General features: G+C 74.7%; 17 protein-coding genes. 12 read left to right on the forward strand and 5 right to left on the reverse strand.

Going from position 1 to position 14,005, the window contains the following annotated elements:
* Nucleotide 1: 1 nt before the first annotated feature.
* On the forward strand, nucleotides 2-496 hold the full coding sequence (locus tag AC2A1K_RS32570) for a GNAT family N-acetyltransferase (RefSeq protein WP_483900508.1): 495 nt from the start codon (nucleotides 2-4) through the stop codon (nucleotides 494-496).
* Here AC2A1K_RS32570 and AC2A1K_RS32575 read toward each other — a convergent pair.
* Both AC2A1K_RS32575 and AC2A1K_RS32580 read right to left on the reverse strand, forming a co-directional pair.
* Nucleotides 493-876 (reverse strand): GntR family transcriptional regulator, encoded by a 384-nt coding sequence (locus AC2A1K_RS32575; protein WP_483900509.1) that lies wholly within the window; start codon nucleotides 874-876, stop codon nucleotides 493-495. The genes AC2A1K_RS32570 and AC2A1K_RS32575 overlap by 4 nt on opposite strands.
* Nucleotides 873-1,064: a hypothetical protein gene (locus AC2A1K_RS32580; RefSeq protein ID WP_483900510.1), complete on the reverse strand. Its 192-nt coding sequence runs from the start codon at nucleotides 1,062-1,064 to the stop codon at nucleotides 873-875. Before AC2A1K_RS32580 ends, AC2A1K_RS32575 begins: the two co-directional genes overlap by 4 nt.
* Nucleotides 1,065-1,106: 42 nt before the next feature.
* Between AC2A1K_RS32580 and AC2A1K_RS32585 the strand changes: the two genes are divergently transcribed.
* Nucleotides 1,107-2,147, forward strand: a complete 1,041-nt coding sequence (locus tag AC2A1K_RS32585; RefSeq protein WP_483900511.1) for an endonuclease/exonuclease/phosphatase family protein — start codon at nucleotides 1,107-1,109, stop codon at nucleotides 2,145-2,147.
* Here the strand turns inward: AC2A1K_RS32585 and AC2A1K_RS32590 are convergent.
* Both AC2A1K_RS32590 and AC2A1K_RS32595 read right to left on the reverse strand, forming a co-directional pair.
* Entirely contained in the window at nucleotides 2,131-3,216 is a 1,086-nt protein-coding gene (locus AC2A1K_RS32590; protein WP_483900512.1) for a DNA glycosylase AlkZ-like family protein, read from the reverse strand. The two genes, AC2A1K_RS32585 and AC2A1K_RS32590, sit on opposite strands and share 17 nt — an antisense overlap.
* A complete protein-coding gene (locus AC2A1K_RS32595; protein WP_483900513.1) occupies nucleotides 3,213-3,479 on the reverse strand; it encodes an acylphosphatase in 267 nt (88 codons plus the stop codon). Before AC2A1K_RS32595 ends, AC2A1K_RS32590 begins: the two co-directional genes overlap by 4 nt.
* A gap of 39 nt (nucleotides 3,480-3,518) precedes the next feature.
* Here AC2A1K_RS32595 and AC2A1K_RS32600 point away from each other — a divergent pair, with 39 nt between their 5' ends.
* Nucleotides 3,519-4,190, forward strand: coding sequence for an alpha-ketoglutarate-dependent dioxygenase AlkB (locus tag AC2A1K_RS32600; protein ID WP_483900514.1), 672 nt, complete (start codon nucleotides 3,519-3,521; stop codon nucleotides 4,188-4,190).
* 53 nt (nucleotides 4,191-4,243) lie between these two features.
* Here the strand turns inward: AC2A1K_RS32600 and AC2A1K_RS32605 are convergent, their stop codons facing one another.
* Entirely contained in the window at nucleotides 4,244-4,714 is a 471-nt protein-coding gene (locus AC2A1K_RS32605) for a nuclear transport factor 2 family protein (protein ID WP_483900515.1), read from the reverse strand.
* Nucleotides 4,715-4,904: 190 nt separating this feature from the next.
* On the opposite strand from AC2A1K_RS32605, the gene AC2A1K_RS32610 reads away from it, so the two are divergent.
* The 9 genes from AC2A1K_RS32610 to AC2A1K_RS32650 form a co-directional block, all read left to right on the forward strand.
* Entirely contained in the window at nucleotides 4,905-5,516 is a 612-nt protein-coding gene (locus AC2A1K_RS32610) for a crossover junction endodeoxyribonuclease RuvC (protein ID WP_483900516.1), read from the forward strand.
* Between the two features lie 2 nt (nucleotides 5,517-5,518).
* On the forward strand, nucleotides 5,519-6,382 hold the full coding sequence (locus AC2A1K_RS32615) for an alpha/beta fold hydrolase (protein WP_483900517.1): 864 nt from the start codon (nucleotides 5,519-5,521) through the stop codon (nucleotides 6,380-6,382).
* Between the two features lie 58 nt (nucleotides 6,383-6,440).
* Nucleotides 6,441-7,052, forward strand: coding sequence for a Holliday junction branch migration protein RuvA (gene ruvA, locus AC2A1K_RS32620; protein ID WP_483900518.1), 612 nt, complete (start codon nucleotides 6,441-6,443; stop codon nucleotides 7,050-7,052).
* A gap of 53 nt (nucleotides 7,053-7,105) precedes the next feature.
* Nucleotides 7,106-8,170, forward strand: coding sequence for a Holliday junction branch migration DNA helicase RuvB (gene ruvB / locus AC2A1K_RS32625; protein WP_483900519.1), 1,065 nt, complete (start codon nucleotides 7,106-7,108; stop codon nucleotides 8,168-8,170).
* Nucleotides 8,171-8,237: 67 nt separating this feature from the next.
* The gene (gene yajC, locus AC2A1K_RS32630) at nucleotides 8,238-8,717 is read left to right on the forward strand and encodes a preprotein translocase subunit YajC (RefSeq protein ID WP_483900520.1); all 480 of its coding nucleotides are present in this window, start codon (nucleotides 8,238-8,240) and stop codon (nucleotides 8,715-8,717) included.
* A 104-nt stretch (nucleotides 8,718-8,821) separates the two neighbouring features.
* Nucleotides 8,822-10,612, forward strand: a complete 1,791-nt coding sequence (gene secD, locus AC2A1K_RS32635; protein WP_483900521.1) for a protein translocase subunit SecD — start codon at nucleotides 8,822-8,824, stop codon at nucleotides 10,610-10,612.
* On the forward strand, nucleotides 10,609-11,973 hold the full coding sequence (gene secF, locus AC2A1K_RS32640; protein ID WP_483900522.1) for a protein translocase subunit SecF: 1,365 nt from the start codon (nucleotides 10,609-10,611) through the stop codon (nucleotides 11,971-11,973). Before secD ends, secF begins: the two co-directional genes overlap by 4 nt.
* Entirely contained in the window at nucleotides 11,970-12,533 is a 564-nt protein-coding gene (locus tag AC2A1K_RS32645; RefSeq protein ID WP_483900523.1) for an adenine phosphoribosyltransferase, read from the forward strand. Before secF ends, AC2A1K_RS32645 begins: the two co-directional genes overlap by 4 nt.
* Nucleotides 12,534-12,729: 196 nt before the next feature.
* A partial coding sequence (locus tag AC2A1K_RS32650; protein ID WP_483900524.1) for a RelA/SpoT family protein occupies nucleotides 12,730-14,005 on the forward strand: 1,276 nt, incomplete at its 3' end.

Below are 14,005 nucleotides of genomic sequence, written 5' to 3' on the forward strand. Positions count from 1 at the left end.
GATGACCCTCGCGCCGTGCGTCGTCGCCGTCCTCGCGGCGGGCGACGCCGGCGAGGCGCTGACCGTGCAGTACGCGGCGTACCTGTCCGAGGCGCGTCGCTACGGCACCACGGAGATCCCGCCGCTGCGCGAGACGGTGGCGGAGTTCGCCGCCGACCTCGGACGTCCCGACGTGCGCGGGTTCGGGGCGTGGGCGGGGTCGCGGCTGGTCGGGTCGGTGCGCCTGCGGGGGGACGGGATCGGCAGCGGCTCGGGATGCGCCGAGCTCGCCCGGTACTCCGTCGCGCCCGACGCCCAGGGCCACGGCGTGGGTCGGGCGCTGATGGAGCGCGCCCACGCCGAGCTCGCCGCGGGTGACGTGAGCTGGCTCGTCACCGGCGCGCGCAGCGACGAGAACCTGGCGCTCTACCGGCGCGCGGGCTACGAGGAGACCGGGCGGCTCGTCGACAGCGCGGGCGTAGAGCTGCTGCGGCTCGAACGCCTCGCGCCGCGTTAGGACGCGGGCCTCGTGGCTTCCCGCAGCGCCGCGTCGAGGGCGGCGTGGGCGACCTCGGGGGCGTGTCCGCCCCGGCGCGCCTCCTCGGCGAGCACGCGGGCGGCGTCGCGCAGCGCGACCGGCGCGGTCCGCGGGTGGGGCGGCGCGAGCACCGTGCTGCCACGGCCTGCGCGGCTGCGGACGTAGTGCCCGGCTTCGAGCTCGCGGTACGCCCGGGCCACGGTGCCGGGCGCGAGCCCCAGGCCGGCGGCGAGTCGGCGGATGCCGGGCAGGCGCGTGCCCTCGGGCAGCTCGCCGGTGTCCACGAGGTCGGCGATGCGGCGCCGGACCTGCTCGTAGGGCGGGACGGGCGAGGCGGGGTCGACCTCGACGGCCCTCACACGACCACACCCCGGCGGGCGGCGGGGGGCGACGCGAGCCCTGCGAGCCCTGCGGCCGGCGCCGCGACGACGGCGCCCGCGGGAGCCGGGGTGGTCGCCGGGTCGCCTTCGCGTGGTCGTGACGACGCCCCGAGGACGATCGCCACGGTGCGGACCACCAGGACGGCGGGATCGGCGAGGTCGGGCACGCGAGGACCGTACCGTACCAATGTGTTGGTACGGTAGGACGCATGTCCCGCGTGATCAGCGTCGCGCTGACCCTCGCCGCGGCGGCCGTCGCCGCGTGGGTGCCGTTCTGGTGGTGGGCTCCGGTCGGCTCGCCCCTCGCCTTCGGGTTGCTGGCGCTCACGCCCATCGTCACCGGGATCGCCGTCGTCGTCGCGGCCGTCTGCCTGCTGGCCCGCCGATGGACCGCCGGCGTGGTGGCCGTGGTGGCCGCGCTCGCCCTGATGGTCGTGGTCGTGCCGCGGGCGACCGACGACGGCGACCCGATCGTCACGGCCGGGCCGACCAGCGCGCCGGTCACGGTCGCCACGATCAACATGAAGTTCGGCCGGGCGGATCCCGAGGCCGTGGTGGGGCTGGTCCGCGAGCAGCAGGTCGAGGTGCTGGGCCTGCAGGAGATCACCCCGGAGGCCGAGCAGGCGCTCGCCGCCGCGGGCCTGCGCGGAGACCTGCCGTTCGTGGAGTCCCGGGCGGAGGACGGCGCGGGCGGCACGGCGCTGTACGCGCGCCACCCCCTCACCTCGTCGGGGCTGACCTTGCGAGAAGGTACGTTCTCGCAGGTCACGGCGCGTGTGCTGGCGCCCACCGGCCCCGTTGACGTCGTCGTCGCCCACCCCGCGGCTCCGGTGTTCCGGAACGACGCCGCCGGCTGGGCACGCGAGATCACCGACCTCCCGGGCCCGGCGCCCCTCGAGGGCCCGCCGCGGCTCGTCCTCGGCGACCTCAACGCGACGCTCGACCACCGGCCCCTGCGCGAGCTGCTGGGGGCAGACAGCACGGGGAGCACGCCGACAGGGGGGCGGAGCTCGACCGTCGGCGCCGGGACCTGGAGCGACTCGGCCGCGGCGATCGGGGCCGGGCTGCGGGCCACCTGGCCGACCGACAGGACCCTGCCGCCGTTCGCGGCGATCGACCACGTGCTCGTGTCCGGACCGATCGCGCCGGTGGACCTCACCACGCGGGAGCTGCCCGGGACCGACCACGCCGGCGTGGTGGTGCGGCTGCTCGTGCACGACGAGCGCCGGCAGGTCACCCCGGGAGCGTGAGGGGCCGTCCCAGGACGCGGGACCAGACGGCACGCTCGGCCTCGACGTCGAGCGGACCGTCGAACGGGCTCACGGCGAGCACGTCGTCGTCGGCGCTCCAGGTGCCCACCACCCGACCGTCGTCGACGACCACCGGGGCGATCCACCCGGCCGCGCGGCTGACCTCCCGGCGGCGCGCGGCGGGCACGAGGTCGGGGTCGGCGGTGCCGGCGCCGAGCACGTAGGGGTCGAAGGGGCCGAGGAGCCTCGTCTCCACCGGTGCGGCCGTGGCGAGCCGGTCGAGGTCCTCGGTGCGGGCGTAGCGCGCCTCGCCGTCGACGGCGACCTCGGTGAGCGTCCCCTCGGCGACGAGGTCGGTGAACCACCGCCGCAGCCGCGCCCTCGGGGTCATGCCGCGCAGCAGCCAGGCGTCGAAGGCGGTCGGCGTCGCGGGACCGTGGGCGCCGAGGAAGGCGGGGACGATCGTGCGCGCGGCCTCGTCGGCGTCGGGCAGGCCGGGGAAGGCGGGCCTCGTGAAGGTCACCCGCGTGCCCGCCGGCGGCCCGTGGCAGATCAGGCCCTGCCAGGCGAGCGGCTTGAGCACGGCGCCCCACCCCGACCGGATCGCCTCGGCGAGCCCCACGTCGCCGCTGTGGGCGACGAGCGCGGCGGTGAGCTCCTCGCGGGTCAGGACGGCGCCGCCGGCGAGGACGTCGACCGCCGCGGCCTCGAGCGCGGTCATCTGCTCGGCGGTGGCGAACTCGCGCTGCCACGAGCCCTTGTCCCACGAGCGTGCGGCCGCCAGCAGCGCGAGCAGCGACGGCGCCTGGTCGGCCGCGAGCAGGTGCAGCGTCCCGCGCGCCGCCCACGTGCGCACGAGCGAGCCGGCGGCCAGCGCGTCGTCGACGGTGCCGTCGTCGGCGGTGCCGGTCGTGGTCCGCACGGCGACCGCCCGCGCGGCGGCCGACGGCACCTGGGCCTGGACGCCGAGCAGGCGGCGGGCCGTGGCGACGGGATCGGTCGCGTCGCGATCGGTGACGAACTGGCGCCGGAGGCGGAAGCGGCGGACCTGTTCCGCGCCGAGGTTCACGCCTGCTCGAAGGACCGATGGCCCTGCGGCTCGGTGTCGGTGACGTCGACGCCGCTGACCCAGGCCTGCGGTGAACCCTCGCGGGCCCAGGCGACCATCTGCTCGACGGCGTCGTCCTCGCCCTCGACGACCATCTCGACGGTGCCGTCCTCGCGATTGCGCACCCAGCCGCCGACGCCGAGGCGGCCGGCGGCGTCCTCGGCGCCCGCTCGGAAGAAGACGCCCTGCACGCGCCCGTGGACGACGATGTGCTTGCTTTGCACGCCTCGCACTCCGTTCGAACATGTGTTCTACTGACGTCGATGACGACCGCCTGGACGCCCTCGCTCTTCGGCGGGGGCGAGACCGCTGAGGAGCCCGGGGTGGATCCGGCCGTCGTCCCGCGCCGCATCGTCCTGGACGACCGCTCGTGGGTCGACCTGGCCCCCGCCTGGATCACCGGCGCCGACGCCTGGTTCGACGCGATCGTGGCCCACGCGCCGTGGAACCAGCGCCGTCGCCGCATGTACGACCAGGACATCATGGAGCCGCGCCTGACGTGCGGGTGGCGCATCGACGAGGCGCCGGAGCCGATGGGCGCCGTCGCCGACGCGCTCTCCACGCACTACGGCGTGCGCTTCGACCGGGTGGGCTGCAACTACTACCGCCACGGCGACGACTCCGTGGCCTGGCACGGCGACCGCGTCCGCTTCACCCACGCGGCGCCGATCGTCGCGATCGTGTCCCTGGGCGCGCCACGACGCTTCGGCCTGCGTCCGCTGGGCGGGGGCGACGGAGCCGGAGCCGGAGCCGGAGCCGGAGCTCGACCATCGGGCAGACGCCCGTCGACGCGGCTGACCGTCGCCGGCGGCGATCTGCTCGTCATGGGCGGGCGCTGCCAGCACGAGTGGCAGCACACGGTGCCGAAGTGGCCCGGCGCCGGCCCGCGCGTCAGTGTCACCTTCCGCCACGACGATCCCGGGCCTCGTGCCTAGCCGGCCCTGGATCCCCCGGACGGCCACCGCCGTGTCCGGGGCGTACACGGTTCTCAGATCGGGATGTCGCTCGTGTCCCCGTCGGCGCGCGGGCCGTGGAGGCGGCGGTCCTCCTCGGCGATGCGCAGGTCGTTGATGCTCGCCTCGCGGCGGCGCATGAGGCCGTTCTCGGCGAACTCCCAGTTCTCGTTGCCGTAGCTGCGCCACCACTGCCCGGTGGCGTCGCGGCACTCGTACTGGAAGCGCACGGCGATCCGGTGCCCGCCGAAGGTCCACAGCGACTTGCGCAGCACGTAGTCCCGCTCGCGCTGCCACTTGCGGGTCAGGAACGCGACGACCTCGTCGCGGCCGGTGACCCACTCGTTCCGGTTCCGCCAGACCGTGTCCGGCGTGTACGCGAGCGCGACCTTCGCGGGGTCGCGGGTGTTCCACGCGTTCTCCGCGGCGAGCACCTTCGCCCGCGCCGAGGACTCGTCGAACGGCGGGAACGGCGGACGCGGCTCCTCGCTGCGGCTCGTGCTCACGGGGGGTCCTCCTCGCGGTGTGACGGGGACGTGCTCCGGCGGTCAGCATGCCGTGGCCGGAGATCACGGGCACCTCGTCGACCTCGGTGGCCGGCGACGGGTGGACGAGGCGCTCGGATCCCCGTCCGCGACACACCGGGGCCGGGACGAGCGCCGGATCGCCGGCCGGCGCCGCGTAGCGTCCCGGACCATGCGGGTGCTGGGCGTCGACCCCGGGCTGACGCGCTGCGGCCTCGGCGTGGTCGAGGGCGGCGGCGGGCGGGCCGTGCGTGCGGTCGCCGTCGACGTCGTCCGTACCCCGCCGGAGGCCGCGGTGGCCGAGCGGCTCGGCGCGGTCGCCGACGTCGTCGAGGCCTGGATCGCCGAGCACCGCCCCGACGTCGTCGCCGTCGAGCGCGTGTTCGCGCAGCACAACGTACGCACGGTGATGGGCACGGCCCAGGTCGGCGGGGTCGTCGCCCTGGTCGCCGGGCGCGCGGGCCTGCCCGTCGCGTTCCACACGCCCAGCGAGGTCAAGGCCGCGGTCACGGGCTCGGGGCGGGCGGGCAAGGAGCAGGTCACGACCATGGTGACCCGGGTGCTCGCGCTGGACACCGCGCCGCGTCCCGCCGACGCCGCCGACGCCCTCGCGCTGGCGGTCTGCCACTGCTGGCGCGCCCCGATGATCGCGCGCATGGCCGAGGCGGAGGCCCGCGCGGCCGAGGTGACGAAGCGGCACCGCGCGCGCCTCAAGGCCGCTCAGAAGGCCGCCGTCCCGAAGGCCGCCGTCTCGAAGGCCGCCGTTTCGAAGGCCGCACGCTGACCGTGCCGCAGGTCGTCTCGTCCGACGGCACGCCGATCGCGGTCGAGACCGTGGGGCACGGTCCGCCGCTCGTCCTCACCACCGGCGCGCTGCAGGCGAGGGCGAGCGTGCGCCTGCTCGCCGAGGCCCTCGCCGACCGGTTCACGGTGCACTCCTGGGACCGGCGAGGTCGCGGCGACAGCGGGGGAGTGCCGGACCCGCGTCGCGACCCCCTCGGGCCCGACGGCCCGGCGATGGTGGCCGCCGAGATCGGGGATCTCGCCGCCGTCGTCGCCCACGCCGGCGGCACACCCGCCCATTACGCCCACTCCGCGGGCGCGATGCTCGTCCTCGAGGGCGTGCTGCGCGGCGTGCCGGCGGCCCGGATCGTCGCCCACGAACCCCCGTGGCGCGTCGACGGCGACGACCCCGGTCCCCGGCACGACCTCGGCGCCGCCACCATGGCGGCCCTGCGCGCGGGCCGCCCCGACGACGCCGCGGCCGCGTTCCTCGACGGGTTCCCGGCGGCCGCGCCCGCACCCGTCGAGCGCCTGCGCAGGACCCCGTTCTGGGCGGGCACGGTCGCGCTCGCCCCGTCGCTGCCGCACGACGTCGCGCTCGTGGTGGGCGAGCCCGTGCCGACCGGTCGCCTCACGACCCTCGCGCCGCCGCTGCTGGCCCTCGACGGGGAGCACAGCCCCGCATGGGTGCGGGTCGCCGTCGCCGCGCTGGCGGCCGCGGTCCCCGGCGCGCGGCACCGGACGCTGCCCGGTCAGGTCCACATCGTCACCCCGCCGGTACTGGCCCCGGTGCTGGCGGAGTTCCTGGTCCCGGACGGGGGCGCGCCGGTCCACGGGGTCCACGGCCCCGTCGGGGGCGCCCGGTAGCCTTCGAACGCATGTTCGCCGCAGCAGTCGGGAGACCAGAGTTGAGGAGGACGGTGCGGTGATCTCGTCGGTGCGCGGGGAGGTCCTCGCGGTCGGGCTGGACCACGCGGTGGTCGAGGTCGGCGGGGTCGGGCTGGCCGTGCAGGCCACGCCGTCCACGCTCGCGCGCCTGCGCCGCGGCCAGCCGGCGCGGCTCGACACGGCACTCGTGGTCCGCGAGGACTCGCTGACGCTCTACGGGTTCGCCGACGCCGCCGAGCGCGAGCTGTTCCTGCTGCTGCAGACCGTCTCGGGGGTGGGGCCGCGGCTCGCGCTGGCCGCCCTCGCGGTGCTCGACCCCGCGGCGCTGAGCCACGCGCTCGCCGACGGCAACATCACGACGCTCACGAGCGTGCCGGGCATCGGGCGCAAGGGCGCCGAGCGGTTGATCATCGAGCTGCGCGACAAGGTCGCCCCGTCGAGCGCCGCCGACACCGCGAACGGCGACGCCCCGGCCTCGCCGGTGGCCGCCGGCACGCTGCGCGACCAGGTCGTCGAGGCGCTCGTCGGCCTGGGCTTCGCCGCCAAGCCCGCGGAGAAGGCCGTCGACGAGGTGCTCGGCGCGGGTGGGCCGTCCGACTCCTCGGGTGTCCTGCGCGCGGCGCTGACACGCCTCGGGCCCTCGCGATGAGCCGGCCGGGAGACGAGGCATCCGGGGGAGCACGCCGACAGGGGGGCTCGACCATGGAGGAACACGACCTCGAGGGCAGCCTCCAGCGCGCCCTCGATGCCACTCCCGAGGCTGGCGAGTCCGACCTCGAGAACCGCCTGCGCCCGGCCCGGCTCGCGGAGTTCATCGGGCAGCCGCGGGTGCGCGAGCAGCTCGACCTCGTGCTCCAGGGTGCCCTGCGGCGCGGCAGCCCGCCCGACCACGTGCTGCTCTCGGGCCCGCCCGGTCTGGGCAAGACGAGCCTCGCGATGATCATCGGCACCGAGCTCGGCAGCGCCGTGCGCATCACCTCGGGGCCGGCGCTGGAGCGGGCGGGCGACCTCGCGGCGATGCTGTCGAACCTCCTCGAGGGCGACGTGCTGTTCATCGACGAGATCCACCGCATGGCCCGGCCCGCCGAGGAGATGCTCTACCTCGCGATGGAGGACTTCCGGGTCGACGTGGTGGTCGGCAAGGGGCCCGGGGCGACCTCGATCCCGCTGGACGTCGCGCCGTTCACGCTGGTCGGCGCCACGACGCGGGCCGGTGCCCTGACCGGGCCGCTGCGCGACCGCTTCGGCTTCACCGGCCACATGGAGTTCTACGAGCCGTCCGAGCTCGAGCACGTGGTCGCCCGGAGCGCGAAGATCCTCGAGGTCGACCTGCGCCCCGACGGCGGGCGCGAGATCGCCGGGCGTTCGCGGGGCACCCCGCGCATCGCCAACCGCCTGCTGCGCCGGGTGCGCGACTACGCGGAGGTCCGGGCCGACGGCGCGGTCACCCGCGAGGTCGCCCGCGCCGCGCTGGAGGTCTACGACGTCGACGAGCTCGGTCTCGATCGGCTCGACCGGGCCGTGCTCGCCGCGCTGGTGCGCTCGTTCGGCGGCGGGCCGGTGGGCGTGTCGACGCTGGCCGTGGCCGTGGGCGAGGAGCCCGGCACGGTCGAGGAGGTGTGCGAGCCGTACCTGGTGCGGGCCGGGATGCTGGCCCGTACGCCGCGTGGGCGTGTCGCCACCCCCCTGGCGTGGCGCCATCTGGGGCAGGAACCCCCCGCCGACCGGCCTGACGAGGACCGGGGCCAGGGGACCCTGTTCTCCTGAGCTGGCAGACTCGGAATCGGACAGTGCGGGGCCCAGACCGACGCGCCCGCCCGGTGAACGGAGAACGATGGACCTGATCTTCCCCCTGCTCATCCTGTTCATGATCGGGCTGGTGTTCATGTCCAGCCGTCAGCGCAAGAAGCAGGAGAACCAGCAGAAGGACCTGCAGAACAGCATCGCCGTCGGCGACGTGGTCGTCATGACCTCCGGCATCAGCGGCACCGTCGTCGACGTCGACGACGAGCGCACCATCGACCTCGAGATCGCGCCCGACGTCGTCACGACGTGGCTGCGCGCCGCCGTGCGCGAGAAGCTCGTCGCGGACACCGCCGACGAACACGCCGACGACCTCGACGCCGCAGCGGACGACACCGTCCTCGAGTCCTCGGTGCCGACCGGGTCGACGCCGGTCGTGGAGGCCGCCGACAGCACGCCGAAGGCCGACACGAAGACCGACACGAAGGACGCCGCGGACACCGAGGCGGACACCAGGGCGGACACCAAGGCGGACACGACGGACAACGTGTCCTCGCCGCGCTCCTCCTGACCGGGAGCGGGTGGGGCGGCGCCGGGAGCGCCGGGGCCGCCGCCTACCCTCGCGACGAGCCCCACTCCGGCTGAACCCACCCCCTCTCTCTGGAGCAACGCAGCGTGGCCCCTCCGACCGTCCGCTTCCGGCCCGGGCGCTACCTCGCCGCCTTCCTGGTGATCGTGGCCGCGCTCTACGGGCTGGTGTTCTTCACCGGGGACGGGTCGCCGACGCCGAAGCTCGGCATCGATCTGCAGGGCGGCACGCGCGTGACGCTCACGGCCCGCACCGAGACCGGCGCGGCGCCGACGCCCGACCAGCTCAACCTGGCGCGCACGATCATCGAGCAGCGGGTCAACGGGCTGGGCGTCAGCGGCGCCGAGGTGGTCCAGGACGGCAGCAACCTGGTCATCACGGTCCCCGGTCAGGAGGGCGACCAGGCGCGGTCGCTCGGGCAGACGGCGCGGCTGTACTTCCGCCCGGTGCTCGGCGGCCCGATCCCGGCCGGGCCTCAGCCGGGGGCGCCACCGGGCGGGACGGCGGAGCAGGGCGGCAGTGCCCCGCCCGAGGGAACACAGCCGGGCGGGGCCAGCGGCGCCGGGACACCCGGGCAGACCCCGGGCGGCCAGAGTGCGCCGTTCACCGCCCCGGCCCAGCCGCCGGCCCCCACACCGCCGCCGGGCGGCGGGGGCGAGTCGCAGGACCCGCGCCAGGCCCAGGCCATCGCCGAGGCCAAGGCGACCCGCCAGAGCGAGGACCCCGCGGTCCAGGAGCAGGCGGCGCTGGCGCTGAACTGCGCGGTCGAGGACCCGCTGCGCGGCTACGACGACCCGACCAAGCCGCTGATCGCGTGCAACCGCGAGGGCACCGAGAAGTACCTGCTCGGGCCGTCGATCCTCTCGGGCACCGACGTCGCCAGCGCGACGCCGAACCCGAACCCGCAGGGCGTCGGCTGGGTCATCAACCTCGCCTTCAAGGGCGGCCAGCCCGCGACCACGTGGGCCGACTACACGAGCGCGAACGTCAACAACTCGAACGCGGTCGTGCTCGACACGCAGGTGGTCTCGGCGCTGCGGATCCAGCAGCCGCTGCTCGACGGCAACGCGATGATCTCGGGACAGTTCAACCAGGGATCGGCTACCGACTTCGCGAACGTCCTGCGCTACGGCTCGCTGCCGCTGTCGTTCGACACCTCGGAGGCGCAGACCGTCTCGGCGACGCTGGGCTACGCGTCGCTGCAGGCAGGACTCATCGCGGGCGTGGTCGGCCTCACGCTGGTGTTCGTCTACTCGCTGTTCTACTACCGCGCGCTCGGCGTCCTGACGATCCTCTCGCTGATCCTGTCCGGAGCCGTGGTCTACGCGGTGCTCGTCCTGCTCGGGCGCTCGATCGGCTTCACGCTCGACCTCGCCGGCGTCGCCGGGTTCATCGTGGCCATCGGTATCACCGCCGACTCGTTCGTGATCTTCTTCGAGAGGATCAAGGACGAGGTCCGCGACGGGCGAAGTTTCCGCTCCGCGGTACCGCGGGGCTGGACACGCGCCAGACGCACGATCCTGTCCGGCGACGCCGTGAGCTTCCTCGCGGCCGTGGTGCTCTACGTGCTCGCCGTCGGCCAGGTCAAGGGCTTCGCCTTCACGCTGGGCATGTCCACCGTCCTCGACCTCATCGTGGTCTTCCTCGTGACGCACCCGCTGCTCGCCCTGGCCTCGAACTCGAAGCTCTTCGCCAGCCCGGCGTGGTCCGGGCTCGGCCAGGTGGTGCACAACGCGCCGCGGCCCGGGACCTCGGGGCCGCGCCCGGGCGGGCGGGGCAACACCCGCGGCCGTGCGGGGTCCGGGTCCGGAGCGCGCAACGGTGCGACCGGCGCGGGCACGTCGCGCACCCGCGCGGGACGCGGAGGTGACCGATGACGCGCTCCACCGGACGACCCGGCGGCCGCCGTCGCGTCGAGGAGCAGACCGGCGAGACGGCCGACGACCGGCTCGACGAGCAGGGCGACGAGCTCCTCGACGCCGAGGAGGACCTCGACGAGGCCGAGGACCGGGCGGACGACCAGGACCGGGCACCTGCCCGCCCGGGCAGGAAGCCCAGCCGCCTCGACATGCTCTACCGCGGCAACGGCGGTCTGAACATCGTCGGGCGCGGCAAGACCTGGTATGCGGTCTTCGGCGCCGCGCTGGTGATCTGCATCCTGTCGATGGTCATCCGAGGCTTCAACTTCGGTATCGACTTCGAGGGCGGCACCAGCGTCCAGATGCCGGCGAACGGCGCCAACGGCGTCATCCAGACCGCCCAGGTCCAGGACGCCTACGCCCAGGCGCTCGGGTTCCCGCCGACGTCGGTGCAGAGCGCGGGCCAGGGCGCCACCGCGACGATCATCATCCGGTCCGAGAGCCTGGACATCGGCCAGGTCCTCGCGCTGCGGCAGGCGCTGTTCACCCAGTTCCAGCCCATCGGCACGAGCGGTGCACCCGACGTCAACGCGATCTCCGACAGCGCCGTCAGCGCGAGCTGGGGCGGCGAGATCACCCAGCAGGCACTGGTCGCGCTCGCGGTCTTCCTGGTGCTGGTGACGATCTATCTCTCGTTCTACTTCGAGAGACGCATGGCGTTCGCGGCGCTCATCGCGCTGGCGAACGACATCATCATCACCGCCGGCGTGTACTCGCTGGTGGGCTTCGAGGTCTCGCCGGCGACCGTCATCGGCCTGCTGACGATCCTCGGGTTCTCGCTCTACGACACGGTCGTCGTGTTCGACAAGGTCCGCGAGAACACCCGCGGCCTGCTCGGGCTTACGCGCCGCACCTACGCCGAGGCCGCGAACCTCGCCGTCAACCAGACGCTGATGCGCTCGCTGAACACCTCGCTGATCGCGGCGCTGCCGCTGGTCGGGCTGTTCGTGATCGGCGTGGTGCTGCTCGGTGTCGGCGTCCTCGGCGACCTCGCGCTCGTCCAGCTCGTCGGCACGATCGTCGGCGCGGCGTCGTCCGTGCTGCTCGCGACGCCGATCGTCGTGGACCTCGCGATGCGCGACAAGCGCTGGATCGCGCAGGCCGAGAAGGTCCACGCGCGACGGGCGAAGGCGGCCCGTAAGGCCGCCGGTCCGGGTGGGGCCGGCGGCGACGTCTCCGGTCCGTCGACCGACGTCCTCGACACCCGCGAGGTCGCCGCCGCGGGCGCCGGGCGTGGGGAGAGCCGCACGGCGGCGCCGCGGCCGGGCGCGCGCCCGGCGGGCAAGGCCGGCCGACCCTCGGGCAAGCGACGCAAATGAGCACCTCGGACGGCAGGACCACGGATCTCGCGGGAGATCGCGCTGTGGTCGCCGGGCTCCTGCGCGACGTCCCCGACTTCCCGACCCCCGGGATCCGGTTCTGGGACCTCAGCACGCTGCTCGCCGACGGGCCCGGCCTCGCGGCGACCACGCGCCTCCTCGGGGCGTACGACGCGTACGAGGGGCCCGCGCCCGAGATCGTGGTGGGTATCGAGGCGCGGGGCTTCCTGCTCGGCGCCGCGGTGGCGCACTCCCTCGGCCTCGGGGTCGTCGCGGTCCGCAAGAAGGGCAAGCTGCCGATCGTCGCCGCGAGCGAGTCGTACGACCTCGAGTACGGCTCGGCGACGCTCGAGCTGCCCGCCGACGTCCTGCGTCCCGGCGCGCGGGCCCTGCTCGTCGACGACGTCCTCGCCACCGGGGGCACCGCGGCCGCGGCGTGCGCGCTGGTCGAGGGCGCCGGGGCGACCGTGGCGGGCGTGTCGGTGGTGCTCGAGCTGCCCACCCTCGGGGGCCGCGAGCGTCTCGACGGCCACCCCGTGCACGCGCTGCTCACCCGCTGACCGCACCCGGGCCGACCGCCCGTCGCACCCGCCCGGCCAGCTCGTCCGCGCCGGACGGGGATCTCTCGACGCGTACCGATCGAGGGCGACCGATGACCCGATCGGCGAGCGACCGTCCGGACACACCGCCACGGCGGGGATACGCTGGATGGATTCCGGGCACCGCGCTCTCGCCCGGTAGGGAAGGGGACGACGCGTGAGCCAGGACGTCGACGCCGCGGGCACGCCGATCGCCCCTGACCAGGGCACGGGAGCGGACACCCCGCACGAGGACGCGGTCCTCGACGCCGCCGGCCTCTCGCCCACGCCGCCGGTCAGCTCGACCCGCCCGCCGTCGGCGACGCGCCGGGTCCGGGCGCGGATCGCGCGGCGCATCACCGCCCAGCGCTCCGGCGGCGTCAAGCCGGTGCTCGAGCCGCTGGCCGCCGTCCATCGCGAGCTGCACCCGTCGGCGGACATGGGCACGCTGCAGCGGGCCTACGACACCGCCGAGCGCTTCCACGACGGGCAGATGCGCAAGAGCGGCGACCCGTACATCACCCACCCCCTGGCCGTGGCGACGATCCTAGGCGAGCTGGGGATGGACACGACCACGCTGGTCGCCGCGCTGCTGCACGACACCGTCGAGGACACCGCCTACTCGCTGGACAAGCTCTCGGCCGACTTCGGCGCCGAGGTCGCGCACCTCGTCGACGGCGTCACCAAGCTCGACAAGGTCCAGCTCGGCGCGGCCGCCGAGGCCGAGACCATCCGCAAGATGGTCGTCGCGATGGCCCGCGACCCGCGGGTGCTGGTCATCAAGCTGGCCGACCGGCTGCACAACATGCGCACGATGCGCTTCCTCAAGCCCGAGAAGCAGGCCAAGAAGGCCCGCGAGACCCTCGAGGTGCTCGCCCCGTTGGCCCATCGCCTCGGGATGTCGACGGTGAAGTGGGAGCTCGAGGACCTCGCGTTCGCGATCCTGCACCCCAAGCGCTACGACGAGATCGTCCGCCTCGTCGCCGACCGCGCACCCAGCCGCGACACCTACCTGCGCACGGTGATCGACGAGGTGTCCGGCCAGCTGACCGAGGCGCGGGTCAAGGCCGAGGTGCTCGGGCGTCCGAAGCACTACTACTCGATCTACCAGAAGATGATCGTCAAAGGTAAGGACTTCGACGACATCCACGACCTGGTGGGCGTGCGCGTACTCGTCGAGGACGTCCGCGACTGCTACGCCGCGATGGGCATGGTGCACGCCCTGTGGCAGCCGATGCCGGGCCGGTTCAAGGACTACATCGCCCAGCCGCGGTTCGGGGTGTACCAGTCGCTGCACACCACCGTGATCGGACCGGACGGGCAGCCGCTCGAGGTGCAGATCCGTACCCACGAGATGCACCGCACCGCCGAGTACGGCATCGCCGCGCACTGGCGGTACAAGGAGGCCAGGGGCGGATCGAAAGGCTCGGGGGGCTCGGGGGGCTCGGGGGGCT

It is taken from the genome of Actinomycetospora sp. 2LY8.5, from assembly GCF_057180585.1.

Bases quoted from the DNA above. Each gene is read 5' to 3' on its own strand.
- secF (WP_483900522.1), top strand. From the start codon at position 10,609: ATGACGCGCTCCACCGGACGACCCGGCGGCCGCCGTCGCGTCGAGGAG.
- AC2A1K_RS32645 (WP_483900523.1), top strand. From the start codon at position 11,970: ATGAGCACCTCGGACGGCAGGACCACGGATCTCGCGGGAGATCGCGCT.
- AC2A1K_RS32570 (WP_483900508.1), top strand. From the start codon at position 2: ATGACCCTCGCGCCGTGCGTCGTCGCCGTCCTCGCGGCGGGCGACGCC.
- AC2A1K_RS32585 (WP_483900511.1), top strand. From the start codon at position 1,107: ATGTCCCGCGTGATCAGCGTCGCGCTGACCCTCGCCGCGGCGGCCGTC.
- ruvB (WP_483900519.1), top strand. From the start codon at position 7,106: ATGGAGGAACACGACCTCGAGGGCAGCCTCCAGCGCGCCCTCGATGCC.
- AC2A1K_RS32610 (WP_483900516.1), top strand. From the start codon at position 4,905: ATGCGGGTGCTGGGCGTCGACCCCGGGCTGACGCGCTGCGGCCTCGGC.
- AC2A1K_RS32600 (WP_483900514.1), top strand. From the start codon at position 3,519: ATGACGACCGCCTGGACGCCCTCGCTCTTCGGCGGGGGCGAGACCGCT.
- yajC (WP_483900520.1), top strand. From the start codon at position 8,238: ATGGACCTGATCTTCCCCCTGCTCATCCTGTTCATGATCGGGCTGGTG.